Consider the following 12,612-nt stretch of genomic DNA (forward strand, 5'->3'; position numbering starts at 1 on the left):
GCGAATATGGCAAAATTGACGACACGCCAAAGCATTGCCCGGTAACCGGACCGTCAGCCATTATACCGCTGGAAGACGAGCGAGGCATTGGTGCCACCGAAGCCGAAGGAATTGGACAGTGCCACGTCGATCTGGCGGGCGCGTGGCTTGTTCGGCACCAGGTCGATAGCGGTTTCGCGTTCTGGATTGTCGAGGTTGATGGTCGCCGGTGCGATATTGTCGCGGATGGCGAGGATCGAAAAGATCGCTTCGGCCGCGCCTGCCGCTCCCAGCAAATGGCCGATCGACGACTTGGTCGACGACATCGAAATCTTCGACGCCGCATCGCCGACCAGCCGCTCGACGGCGCCGAGTTCGATCGTATCGGCCATGGTCGAGGTGCCGTGCGCATTGATGTAGTCGACATCGGCCGGCGTAAGCTTTGCCCGGTTCAACGCCGCCGTCATGCAACGGAAAGCGCCATCGCCATCTTCAGCCGGTGCGGTGATGTGATAGGCGTCGCCGGTCAGGCCGTAGCCGGTCACCTCGGCATAGATCTTGGCGCCGCGCGCCTTGGCATGCTCAAGCTCCTCCAGCACGAGGACGCCGGCGCCCTCGCCCATGACAAAGCCGTCACGGTCGCGGTCATAGGGCCGCGAGGCCGTTTGCGGGGTATCGTTGCGCTCGGTCGACAGCGCCCGGCATGCGGCGAAGCCGGCGAGCGACAGCCGGGTCACCGGCGATTCGGCGCCGCCAGCCAGCATGATGTCGGCATCGCCGAAGATGATCAGCCGGGCGGCGTCGCCAATGGCGTGCGCGCCGGTCGAGCAAGCGGTGACGACAGCGTGGTTGGGGCCTTTCAACCCGTGCCGGATCGAAACCTGGCCCGACACGAGATTGATGATGTTTCCGGGAATGAAGAACGGGCTGATGCGACGCGGGCCGCGTTCCTTGAGGATGATCGCGTTCTCGGCGATGCCCTCAAGACCGCCGATACCGGAGCCGATCAGCACACCGGTGGCGCAACGCTCCTCCTCGGTTGAAGGCTGCCAGCCGGAATCCTTCAGCGCTTCATCGGCGGCCGCGATCCCGTACAGGATGAAGTCGCCGATCTTGCGGAGTTCCTTCGGCTCAAGAATGGCTTCGGGATTGAGCGTGCCGTTGGAGCCGTCGCCGCGCGGAATGACGTGGGCGATCTTGCAGGCAAGATCGTCCACGTCGAACTCGGTGACGCGCTTGGCAGCGCTGCGGCCGGTCAGCAGTTCCTTCCAGCCGTGCTCGAAGCCCATACCGAACGGCGAAACCAGGCCAAGGCCCGTGACGACGACACGCCTCATCGCAGGTCCTCCCCGGTGACGACTGCGAAAAGCGTCAGGCCGAAGCCTTGTCGATGTACTTCACCGCATCGCCGACCGTCAGGATGGTCTCGGCCGCGTCATCGGGGATCTCGACGCCGAATTCTTCTTCAAACGCCATGACGAGTTCAACCGTGTCGAGGCTGTCAGCGCCCAGATCATCGATGAAGCTCGCCTGCTCCGTCACTTTGTCGGCATCGACGCCAAGGTGCTCGATGACGATCTTCTTGACGCGCTCTGCGGTGTCACTCATTTGGGGCATCCTCGTCTATTGTTTGTCTGTCTTCGTTAGCGGGCGGAATGCCGCTAATCAAGCTGAAAGATGGTCCTGCCGGAAACGCAACGGCCACGGACCGGTTTTTGCCCGAACCGCCGGGTTGCGGGCCGCATTACACGAAAAATAGCCGAGGTCCAAGCCGAAATGGTGGGTTTTCACAGCCCGTCGGCGTTGCTGTCGGGCCTCGCTCAGATCATCGCCATACCGCCATTCACATGTATGGTCTGCCCGGTTACGTAGGCGGCCTCGTTCGAAGCCAGATAAGCAACGGCGGACGCCACTTCGGCACTGGTGCCCATGCGCTTGGTGGGGATCGCCGCCATGATCGCCTCTTTCTGCTTGTCATTGAGCTTGTCGGTCATCGCCGATTCGATGAAGCCCGGCGCGACGCAGTTGACGGTGATGTTGCGGGTGGCGATCTCCTGCGCCAGCGATTTGGACAAGCCGATCATGCCGGCCTTGGAGGCGCAGTAATTCGCCTGGCCGGGATTGCCGATCACCCCGACCACCGAAGTGATGTTGATGATGCGGCCATGGCGGCGGCGCATCATCGGGTGAGTGAGTTCACGGGTCAGCCGGAAAACGGCGGTGAGATTGACCTCCATCACCGTATCCCAGTCGGCGTCCGACATGCGCACGAACAGGCCGTCCTTGGTGATGCCGGCATTGTTGACCAGGATGTCGACGCCCTCGAGATCGGCCTCCGCCTTCTGGCCGAGTGCCTTGACCTCGTCACGGTTCGACAGGTTGGCCGGAAACAGCTTGACCCGGTCGCCCAATTCGGAGGCCAGCGTCTCCAGTTTCTCGACGCGCGTGCCGTGCAGGCCGACGGTCGCGCCTTGCGCATGCAACACCCTGGCGATCGCCTCGCCGATGCCCCCCGATGCGCCGGTGACAAGCGCCTTGCGGCCGGTCAGTTCGAACATCTCTTGTCCTCTTCTCAAATCGTACGGACGGTTACCGATAAACATCACCCCGATGGCCAATCGTTACCACCAGAATGGCCAGACGCTTGTCCTTTACATCGCAGATTACGCGGTAATCCCCAATCCGATATCTCCAAAAACTCGTCAAAGAAGATGTCGGCGGCGAAGAATTCAAGTCACAGCGCAGCCACAGCCGCCTCGACCTCGGCTGCGGAACCCACGGAGGCGGTGGCGATGTCGCGGTTGATGCGACGAGCCAGTCCTGAAAGCACCTTGCCGGCACCGATCTCGTAAAGCGTGGTGACGCCGTTGGCGCCGAACCACTCCACCGTTTCGCGCCAGCGGACGCGACCGGTCACCTGCTCGACCAGCCGCCCGGCGATCCCGTCGGGATCGGTCGACGGCTGCACCGATACGTTGGACACCACGGGAACGATTGGCGCGGTCTTTGTCACGCCGGCAAGTGCCTCGCGCATGACATTGGCGGCCGGCGTCATCAGCGCGGAATGGAAGGGCGCCGAAACCTGCAGCATCAGCGCCCGTTTGGCGCCTTTTTCGGTGCACAGTTTCGCTGCCAGTTCAACCGCCGCCTTCGCCCCTGATATGACCAGTTGGCCGCCGCCATTGTCGTTCGCCACCTGGCAGACGGCCCCCTTGCCGGCCCCAAGGGCGGCCTCAGCACAGGCGGCTTCGACATCGGCCTGCTCCAACCCGATGATCGCCGCCATGGCGCCCTCGCCGGCCGGCACCGCTGCCTGCATGGCGTTGCCGCGGATGCGCAGCAGGCGGGCGGCATCGGCAACGGAAACGAAGCCGGCGGCGGCGAGTGCCGAATATTCGCCCAGCGAATGGCCGGCGACATAAGCGACCTTGTCCTTCAGCGAGAAGCCGCGCGATTCCAGCGCCCTGATGGCGGCAAGCGACACCGCCATCAGCGCCGGCTGCGCGTTGGCCGTCAGCGTCAGCGTCTCTTCGGGACCTTCCCAGATCAGCTTCGACAGGTTTTCGCCGAGCGCGTCATCGACTTCCTGGAAAATCCTGCGTGCCTCGGGAAAGGCATCGGCAAGATCCTTGCCCATGCCGACAGCCTGGCTACCCTGTCCCGGAAAGGTGAATGCAACGGCCATGCGAGGGCTCCCCTGACTGGTTTTGCTTGCCTGATACTACGAATTTTCCCTGCCTGTGACGCAAGGCAGGCCGCCAAGTCAAGCCACTTCAGCCCATGCCAATGGGCCCATCCCCGCCCGAGTGCCTGTTCCGAAAGGCTTTTTGGCGATCACACCTGATGAAAACCGCTCACGAATCGTTCGCTGGCTCTTCTTATTTCCGCCACAGGCGCTAGCTTTGCGTGACAATTATATGACAATCGAATGACGTGGGTTGTCTTTGGGCGGGAAGTTGAAGTGGCAAAGAGTTTCAAACGTGCCGGCAACGCGGCGCCGCAGTTCCTGGAAGACGATCCGTCCACCGGCTATCTGCCGGGCCGTAGATGGCCTGTTGTCCGCTACGGGCTGATCAGCCTGGCGATCTCGGCCGTCCTGGTGTTCGCCATCGAACTGATCGTGCGCGGTGATGTCGCCGGCACCGTTTCCTTCTTCCTGCAGCCGTTCAAGCCGGGCTGGACAACCATCGTCGTCTTCGCGCTGGTCCTGATCGGTCTCGACGCGGTGCTCGGCCGCAGCCATCAGAGCCTGATGATCGTCGCGCCGCTGACCTTGTCGCTGGCCTTTGTCGGCCACCAGAAGTCGCATTATCTCGGCGATCCGCTCTACCCGACGGATTTCCTCTACGCCCGCCAGATCTTCGCCCTGCTGCCGCTCTTGGTGCGCGAGCGGCCAATGACAGCGCTGGCCATGGTCGCGGGCATCGTCGCCGGCCTGTCCCTGCTCGTCTACGGCTGGCGGCTATGGCGCCGCAAGGTTCCGGCCCTCAGCCGCAAAGGCCGCCTTGCCCGGCTGACGCTGGCGGTGCCGCTGCTCGCCTTCTTCGTCTCGATCATGGATTACGCCACCTTCTCGTGGACCAGGGACCGGCTGCAGATCATCCCGATCATGTGGGACCAGAAGGAAAACTACGCCTCCAACGGCTTCGCGCTCGCCTTCGCGCTCAACGTGCCGATGGCGCATGTCTCGGCACCGCCGGGCTATTCCGACAAGGCGATCGCGGCGATCGAGCGGCCCGAGGTGACCGCCTCGGTGCCGGCCCAGAAGCCGGACATCATCATCGTCATGAGCGAATCCTTCTGGGATCCAACCAAGCTGCCCGGAGTCACCATCACCCCCGATCCGATGCCCAATGTGCGGGCGCTCCGCTCGGGCTCGATGTTCTCGCCCGAATTCGGCGGCATGACGGCCAACATCGAATTCGAAGCGCTGACCGGCTTTTCCAATGCTTTCCTGCCGGCCGGCAGCATCCCCTACCAGCAATATGTCCGCACCCCGACGCCGTCGATGGCGACCTTCCTGAAGAGCGAAGGCTATAGGGCACGCGCCATCCATCCAGGAACGAACTGGTTCTGGAACCGCGGCGCGGTCTATGCCGATTTCGGTTTCAACGACTTCAAATCGGAAGAGACGCTGCCGCCCATGGAAAAGCGCGGACCGCTGGCATCCGACGCGGCGATGACCGACGAGATTATTCGCGAAGCGGACGCCAGCGAGGACCCGGTGTTCTTCTTCGCCGTCAGTCTGCAGAACCACGGCCCCTATGAACCGAACCGTTATTCGAATCCGACCCATTCGGTGCAAGCGCCGATCAGCCAGTGGGCGCGCGACTCGCTGCTCTCCTACGCCGAAGGTTCAGCCGACGCGGACCGCGGCCTTGAACGGCTGATCGAATGGGCCAAGAGGCGCGAGCGGCCCACGATTGTCGCCTTTTTCGGTGACCACCTGCCGCCGCTCGGACCGGTCTATGTCGAGACCGGCTTCCTGAAGGACAACGTCGCGCCGCGCAAGGAACCGACGCCGGAAGCCGCCCTCGAACATCACGCGACACCGCTGATCATCTGGTCGAACCGCTCCGGCCCGGTCGAGAATCTGGGCACGGTCAGCCCCGCGTTCCTGCCCTATCATATCCTCACCGCCGCCGGCATCACCCACCCTTACTACACCGGTTTCCTGGGCGAGATGCGGGAGCGCTATCGCGTCGTCGACCGCAACCTGCTGCTCACGCCGGCCGGGGCGGCCACGCCAGACTGGTCGCGTCAGAAAGAGATTGACCCGGCGATCCGCGACTTCCGGCTGATCCAGTACGACATGATGTTCGGCAAGCGCCATGCCGCGCCCGACTTCTTCCCCGAAACGGTCGACAAGATCGTCGCCCATACGAGTTGAGCCGATCGGCGGGCGCTTAATTTCCCCTGCCGCCCGCCTTCGGAGCAGCCGCTCAGTTCGTCAATTGCAGCTTCGAAAATTTGTTGGCGATCTGCAGAAACACGTTCGGCAGCTTGGCCGGATCACCGATGGCATAATAGTTCGCTGGGATTCGAGGCGGAGGCGCTGTAATGGGTGCGGTTGGCGACCGTTGACGGCATGGCTCAACCCTGTGCGACCTGACATTGCGGTTAAGGGCCGGTTGCCGGGAAAATCGCCGGCCTTGCCGGGCGCTGCCACGTGGGTTCCTGCGGCCTGCGACATCAGGGATGCCGCTTGGCCTTGCTTTATCAGCGGATTGCTTTATAGACGCCGCCAATCTGCCGGTCCCAGCTGGGGGCTGAACGGAGGGCCGGAGGTTTTTTCGAGAACCTTCGTGTGAAGCCAGAAGCGTTTCCGCCTCCCGTGTCTCCGCTCTCGACCGTCTCGTCATGCTCCTTTCTTCCCCGCGCCTTTCGAGGCACATGCGGGTCAGAGAAGTTGCAGAGGCTTTTGCCGCCGGGAACCGGGAGAGAAACGAAGAAAGGCACCAAGACATAATGGCTCTTTACGAACATGTGTTTCTTGCCCGGCAGGACCTCTCGCAGCAGCAGGTCGATGCGCTTGTCGAACAGTACAAGGGCGTCATCTCAGCGAATGGCGGGTCTGTCGGCCGGGTCGAGAACTGGGGACTGAAGTCCCTCACCTACCGGGTCAACAAGAACCGGAAGGCATACTACACGCTGATGGACCTCACCTGCCCGCCGGCAGCGCTCAACGAGATGGAGCGCCAGATGGGTCTGTCCGAGGACGTGCTGCGCTTCCTGACCATCAAGGTCGAGGCGCATGAGGAAGGCCCTTCGGCCATGATGCAGAAGCGCGAAGAGCGCTCCGAGCGCGGTGGCTTTGGCGATCGCGACCGTGGCGATCGGCCGGCCCGCAGCTTCGGCGACCGCGGCGATCGTGGCCCGCGTTCGTTCGGCGATCGCGAAGGCGGCGACCGTGGTCCGCGCCGTCCGCGCGAAGGTTTTGAAGGGGGTGCAGAATAATGGTCGACATCAACCAGATCCCGACCCGGCGCCCTTTCCATCGCCGCCGCAAGACCTGCCCGTTCTCCGGCGCCAACGCCCCGAAGATCGACTACAAGGACGTGCGTCTCTTGCAGCGCTACATTTCCGAGCGCGGCAAGATCGTGCCGTCGCGCATCACCGCCGTCAGCCAGAAGAAGCAGCGCGAGCTCGCCAAGGCGATCAAGCGCGCCCGTTTCCTCGGCCTGCTGCCCTACGTGGTTCGCTAATTCTTCCGAACGGGCGGTTCGCCGCCCGTTCCTGTCACCGGCCATGACGGGCATGACCGGTTAGCGTCAAATCCCGAGTTGAGGTCAAAACCTCTAACTGCCGCGACAGGCAGGACAGCGACACCGGCGGCAACGCCCTTTTGCTTCCTGACTGTTCCAAAGAATTCGGCGTCGGCCTTGTGGACGGACGCCCAACCAAAAGGAACATAATCATGGACGTCATCCTTCTCGAACGCGTCTCCCGCCTCGGCCAGATGGGCGATACCGTCAAGGTCAAGGACGGTTTTGCCCGCAACTTCCTGCTGCCGCAGGGCAAGGCGTTGCGCGCCAACGAAGCCAATAAGAAGAAGTTCGAAGGCCAGCGCGCCCAGCTCGAAGCCCGCAACCTCGAGCGCAAGTCGGAAGCCGCAGAGGTTGCCGAAAAGCTGGACGGCAAGAGCTTCATCGCCGTTCGCTCGGCCGGTGAGACCGGTCAGCTCTACGGTTCGGTGTCGACGCGCGATATCGCCGACCTGCTGACCGCGGAAGGCTTCACGGTCAACCGCAACCAGATCCAGCTCAACCAGCCAATCAAGACCATCGGCGTCACCAATGTGGCAATCGCGCTGCATCCGGAAGTCGAAGTCACCATCACGCTCAACATCGCCCGCACGGCTGACGAAGCCGAGCGCCAGGCCAAGGGCGAGACGCTGACCACCGCCGAAGCCATTTATGGCGACGACATCAACGACAATGCGCGGCCGGAAAACTTCTTCGATCCGAATGCCGAGTTCGAAGGCGGCGAAGAAAACGCCTGATCACATACGATCCGAGCGCCGGACCGGCGCTCCGATCGTGCTGTCGATTTCCAGTCATTTCTGGACCAATGCCCGGGCCTCTCGCCCGGGCATTTTTGTGCCAAAAGGAACTTTTCGAAACCCTATATATTGATGCAGAGTAGGACAGCCTGTCTGACCGTGAGGGGACACCGGACCATGAATATTCTGTTGAAGCGCGTTCTCGACCGCCTGGTGCGCACGGGCAGCCTCAAGGTAACCGGGCCGAAAGGCACGACGTTCATCTTCGGCGACGGCAGCGGCGAGCCGGTGCACATGCACATCAAGACCAGGCATGCCGAGCGCGCCATCACCTTCGATCCGATGCTGGCGGTGCCTGAATCCTACATGGACGGCGAGCTGGACATTCTCGAAGGCGGCGTGCTCGGACTGATGCGCATTGCCTTCCAGAACATGGGCAGCGGCGGCATCGACGCGACATGGTCGAAAGCCATAGAGGGCCTGCGCCACGCCTTCCGCCGCCTGCAGCAGATCAACACCACCTCGCGCTCGCGCCGCAACGTGCAGCGCCACTACGATCTGTCGGGCGAGCTTTACCGGCTCTTCCTCGATGAGGACATGCAGTATTCCTGTGCCTATTTCGAGCAGCCGGACATGACGCTCGACGAGGCGCAGGCCGCCAAGAAACGTCACATCGCCGCCAAGCTCAGGCTGAAGGCCGGCCAGACAGTGCTCGACATCGGCTCCGGCTGGGGCGGGCTCGGCCTCTATCTGGCCAAGGCCTTCGATGTCGACGTGCAAGGCGTGACGCTGTCGACGGAACAGCATGGCGTCGCCACCGACCGGGCTCATGCGCAAGGGCTGGAAAACCACGTCCATTTCGAACTGAAGGACTATCGCGAGCTCAACGAACGCTTCGACCGCATTGTCTCGGTCGGCATGTTCGAGCATGTCGGGGTCAACCATTACCGCACCTTCTTCGACAAGGCGGCAACATTGCTGAAGCCTGATGGCGTCATGCTTTTGCACACGATCGGCCGCTCCGGCGTGCCGTGGGCGACCAGCGCCTTCATCCGCAAGTATATTTTCCCGGGCGGCTACATCCCGGCAATGTCCGAGGTGCTGCCGGCGATCGAGAAGTCCGGCCTCGTGGTCACCGACGTCGAAATCCTGCGGCTCCATTATGCCGACACGCTGAAGCATTGGGGCCAGCGCTTCGCCGCCAACCGCGACAAGGCAAAGGCGATCTATGACGAACGCTTCTGCCGCATGTGGGAGTTCTATCTGGCTGCCTCGGAAGCTGCCTTCCGTTGGCAGGACTTGGTGATTTTCCAGTTCCAGATCACCAAGAAGAACGACACGCTGCCGATGACGCGCGACTATATGGCCAAATGCGAGAAGGCGCTGGAGTTGCGCGACATGGGCCGCCGCGAGGCGGCTCCTGTCGAGAAGTCCGCCAAGCCCGCCCGCCGACGCAAGGTGGCGGAATAGGAACAGCGCTGACAGGACGCATTATTGGCGCTTGCCATTATAGGCTCCTGCCCCGAAAAAGGCCTCGTGATCGTCGCGAGGCCTTTTTTATGACCTATCTCCTCTACACAGCCGCGGCGCTTGCCGAGATCGCCGGCTGCTTTTCGGTGTGGGCGTGGTGGCGGCTGGAGAAGTCGCCGCTCTGGCTGCTGCCTGGCTTTGCCTCTCTGATTGTGTTCGCCTGGCTTCTGGCGTTGGTCGACACCAATGCAGCCGGCCGCGCCTATGCCGCTTATGGCGGTATCTACATCGCTGCCTCGCTCGCCTGGTTGTGGCTGGCCGATGGCGTGCGGCCCGATCGCTGGGACCTTGCCGGCGCGGCGCTCTGCATGGCCGGCGCCTCGATTATCCTGCTTGCACCCAGGGGGGCATAGGCCGTGGAGCTGCCGGCCGCTCTTCGACAGGCTGTCGATCGCCTTTTGGAAAAGGTGCCGCTGCCGGACCTGAAGCAGGCGGCGAAAACCCTGTCCGACCGCTACCGCGCCGAATTGCGCGACGGTCGCCTGCATATGGCGCAGGACATGGCGGTCAAGGCCTATCTGACGACGCGCATGCCGGCGACCTACGCCGCGGTCCGCGCCAGCCTCGATGCGCTCGCCGAAGCCCGGCCGGATTTCGCACCCGCGACGTTGCTCGACGTCGGCGCCGGTCCCGGCACCGTGCTTTGGGCCACCAGCGATCTCTGGCCTGAACTGGAACTGGCCACGCTGCTTGAGGCGAGTGCCGCGGTGCGCAAGGTCGGTGAGACGCTTGCCGCCGATGCGATCACGGCCCAGACCGTCTGGCGGGCCGGCGATGTCACGACCGACATTGCCGACCTCCAGTCCGCCGACCTCGTCACATGTGCCTATGTGCTGGACGAGATCGCGCCGACGTCCCTGCCCAAAATGGTCGACCGGCTATGGCAACTCACCAAGGGCACGCTGTTGATCGTCGAGCCGGGCACGCCGGCGGGCTGGCTGCGCATTCTAGCTGTACGCGCACAATTGATCGCGGCCGGCGCGCATGTGCTGGCGCCCTGTCCGCACGAGGCGCCCTGCCCGCTCAACCCGCCGGACTGGTGCCACTTTTCCCGCCGCGTCGCCCGCTCGCGCCTGCACCGCCTGGCCAAAGAGGCGGAAGTACCGTGGGAAGATGAGAAATTCATCTATGTAGCCGCTTCGCGCCAGCCGGCTGCCTTCCGCGCCGCGCGGGTCGTCGCGCCGCCGAAATCCGGTTCCGGCAAGGTCGTGCTCAAGCTTTGCGAGGCAAATGGCAGCGCCGGCGAAAGGCTCTTCACCAAGCGCGACGGTGACGCGTTCAAGGTGGCGCGGCGGGCGGATTGGGGCGATGCACTGGCATGAGGATGAAAGAGACACGACAGCCTCGCAATCCGGTGTCGCCAGCGCTCACTTTCCTGTTTTGTTCTCCTGCGAAAAACGCTAAGTTGCCAACTCTCGATTCGAGTCAATTGCGATTCTTTCCACGGAAAAATTTTGGCTGTGAATCGCGAGTACCAAAGCCGCTTCTTCACGGGCTGTTGCAGATAAGTCAGCACTGACTTGTCCAGTTCTGATATCGACAGACGGGGATCGAAATCGGGGACATCATGGCAGAGGCAGCACGAAAATTCGGCGTGGCAGAGCAACCGCTCTATCGGGAATCGCCCAACAACATCGAGGCCGAGCAGGCGCTGCTTGGCGCTATACTTGTCAACAACGATGCCTTCTACCGGGTGTCCGACTTCCTGAAGTCCGGCCATTTCTACGAACCCCTGCACCGCAAGATCTTCGATGTCGCGGCCGAGCTGATCCGCATGGGTAAGGCGGCGACGCCGATCACGCTGAAGACCTTCCTGCCCGCCGACGAAAAGGTCGGCGACATGACGGTGGCGCAGTATGTGGTGCGGCTGGCGGTGGAAGCCGTCACCGTCGTAAACGCCACCGACTACGGCCGCGCCATTTATGATCTGGCGACGCGCCGGGCGTTGATCACCGTCGGCGAGGACATGGTCAACATCGCTTATGACGCCCCTGTCGACATGTCGCCTTCCGAACAGATCGAGGACGCGGAGCGCCGCCTGTTCGAGCTGGCCGAGACCGGGCGCTATGACGGCGGCTTCGAGAGCTTCACCGACGCGGTCAAGACCGCGGTCGACATGGCCAACGCCGCCTATATGCGTGACGGCGGTCTGTCGGGCCTCGCCACCGGCATGCGCGATCTCGACCGCCGTATGGGCGGCCTGCAGTCGTCCGATCTGATCATCATCGCCGGCCGTCCAGGCATGGGCAAGACATCACTCGCCACCAACATCGCCTTCAACATTGCCGAGATGTATGAGCCGGCGCAGCAGGCCGATGGCTCATTCAAGGCGGCCAATGGCGGCGTGGTCGGTTTTTTCTCGCTCGAAATGTCGTCCGAACAGCTCGCAACCCGCATCATTTCCGAACAGACGGAAATTTCGTCCTCCAAGATCCGCCGCGGCGAAATCAGCGAAATGGACTTCGAAAAGCTGGTCGCCTGTTCGCAGACCATGCAGAAGATCCCGCTGTTCATCGACCAGACCGGCGGTATTTCCATTGCCCAGTTGTCTGCCCGCGCGCGTCGTCTGAAGCGCCAGCGCGGCCTGGACCTGATCGTCATCGACTATATTCAGCTGATGCAGGGCTCATCCGCCAAGTCTTCGCAGAACCGCGTGCAGGAAATCACCGAGATCACCACGGGCCTGAAGGCGCTGGCCAAGGAGCTGGCCGTGCCGATCATCGCGCTGTCGCAGCTGTCGCGTCAGGTCGAAAGCCGCGACGACAAGCGTCCGCAGCTCTCCGACCTGCGCGAATCCGGTTCGATCGAGCAGGACGCCGACGTCGTCATCTTCGTCTATCGCGAGGAATATTACCTCAAGAACCGCGAGCCGAAGCTCGGCACCGAGGAATACGTCAAGTGGGAAAACGAGATGAACGAGATGCGCGGCAAGGCCGAGGTGATCGTGGCCAAGCAGCGCCATGGGCCGACGGGCTCTGTCACGCTTGCCTTCCACGGCGAATTCACCCGCTTCTCCGATCTCGCGGAAGAGCACCACATCGCGGAAAGGTTTGAGTAGCCTCTTGCCAGCGATCTCACCAATAGCAACGGGTCTCGGCGCC

12 protein-coding genes and 1 pseudogene are annotated in these 12,612 nt (G+C 62.7%); 8 read left to right on the forward strand and 5 right to left on the reverse strand.

Annotated features, from left to right (window positions below; all coding sequences use genetic code 11):
• Positions 1 to 53: 53 nt before the first annotated feature.
• The 5 genes and pseudogenes from fabF to fabD all read right to left on the reverse strand — a co-directional run bounded on the left by fabF (position 54) and on the right by fabD (position 3,664).
• Positions 54 to 1,316: a beta-ketoacyl-ACP synthase II gene (fabF, locus tag LB557_RS03780; RefSeq protein ID WP_224643522.1), complete on the reverse strand. Its 1,263-nt coding sequence runs from the start codon at positions 1,314 to 1,316 to the stop codon at positions 54 to 56.
• 34 nt (positions 1,317 to 1,350) lie between these two features.
• Positions 1,351 to 1,587 carry an acyl carrier protein gene (locus LB557_RS03785; RefSeq protein WP_006203723.1) on the reverse strand — a complete coding sequence of 79 codons (237 nt, stop codon included), beginning with the start codon at positions 1,585 to 1,587 and terminating at the stop codon, positions 1,351 to 1,353.
• 212 nt (positions 1,588 to 1,799) lie between these two features.
• A complete protein-coding gene (gene fabG, locus LB557_RS03790; protein ID WP_224643523.1) occupies positions 1,800 to 2,537 on the reverse strand; it encodes a 3-oxoacyl-[acyl-carrier-protein] reductase in 738 nt (245 codons plus the stop codon).
• Positions 2,538 to 2,568: 31 nt separating this feature from the next.
• Positions 2,569 to 2,691 (reverse strand): annotated as a pseudogene (locus tag LB557_RS03795) (type II toxin-antitoxin system RelE family toxin); the annotation flags it as partial.
• A 22-nt stretch (positions 2,692 to 2,713) separates the two neighbouring features.
• Positions 2,714 to 3,664, reverse strand: coding sequence for an ACP S-malonyltransferase (fabD, locus tag LB557_RS03800; RefSeq protein ID WP_224643524.1), 951 nt, complete (start codon positions 3,662 to 3,664; stop codon positions 2,714 to 2,716).
• 243 nt (positions 3,665 to 3,907) lie between these two features.
• Here fabD and LB557_RS03805 point away from each other — a divergent pair, with 243 nt between their 5' ends.
• The 8 genes from LB557_RS03805 to LB557_RS03840 all read left to right on the forward strand — a co-directional run bounded on the left by LB557_RS03805 (position 3,908) and on the right by LB557_RS03840 (position 12,569).
• Positions 3,908 to 5,869, forward strand: coding sequence for an LTA synthase family protein (locus LB557_RS03805; RefSeq protein WP_224525639.1), 1,962 nt, complete (start codon positions 3,908 to 3,910; stop codon positions 5,867 to 5,869).
• Positions 5,870 to 6,447: 578 nt separating this feature from the next.
• A complete protein-coding gene (rpsF, locus tag LB557_RS03810; protein WP_015318508.1) occupies positions 6,448 to 6,936 on the forward strand; it encodes a 30S ribosomal protein S6 in 489 nt (162 codons plus the stop codon).
• Entirely contained in the window at positions 6,936 to 7,184 is a 249-nt protein-coding gene (rpsR, locus tag LB557_RS03815; protein ID WP_006203718.1) for a 30S ribosomal protein S18, read from the forward strand. The genes rpsF and rpsR overlap by 1 nt, the downstream gene beginning before the upstream one ends.
• A 212-nt stretch (positions 7,185 to 7,396) precedes the next feature.
• A complete protein-coding gene (rplI, locus tag LB557_RS03820) occupies positions 7,397 to 7,981 on the forward strand; it encodes a 50S ribosomal protein L9 (RefSeq protein WP_015318509.1) in 585 nt (194 codons plus the stop codon).
• A gap of 177 nt (positions 7,982 to 8,158) precedes the next feature.
• Positions 8,159 to 9,451, forward strand: a complete 1,293-nt coding sequence (locus tag LB557_RS03825) for an SAM-dependent methyltransferase (protein WP_224643525.1) — start codon at positions 8,159 to 8,161, stop codon at positions 9,449 to 9,451.
• Between the two features lie 89 nt (positions 9,452 to 9,540).
• Positions 9,541 to 9,864, forward strand: coding sequence for a YnfA family protein (locus LB557_RS03830; RefSeq protein ID WP_015318511.1), 324 nt, complete (start codon positions 9,541 to 9,543; stop codon positions 9,862 to 9,864).
• Positions 9,865 to 9,867: 3 nt separating this feature from the next.
• A complete protein-coding gene (locus LB557_RS03835) occupies positions 9,868 to 10,833 on the forward strand; it encodes a small ribosomal subunit Rsm22 family protein (RefSeq protein ID WP_224643526.1) in 966 nt (321 codons plus the stop codon).
• Between the two features lie 245 nt (positions 10,834 to 11,078).
• Positions 11,079 to 12,569, forward strand: coding sequence for a replicative DNA helicase (locus LB557_RS03840; RefSeq protein ID WP_015318513.1), 1,491 nt, complete (start codon positions 11,079 to 11,081; stop codon positions 12,567 to 12,569).
• The last annotated feature ends 43 nt before the right edge of the window (positions 12,570 to 12,612 follow it).

The sequence above is a fragment of the Mesorhizobium sp. BR115XR7A genome, assembly GCF_020165315.1.
GTDB classification, from domain to species: domain Bacteria; phylum Pseudomonadota; class Alphaproteobacteria; order Rhizobiales; family Rhizobiaceae; genus Mesorhizobium; species Mesorhizobium australicum.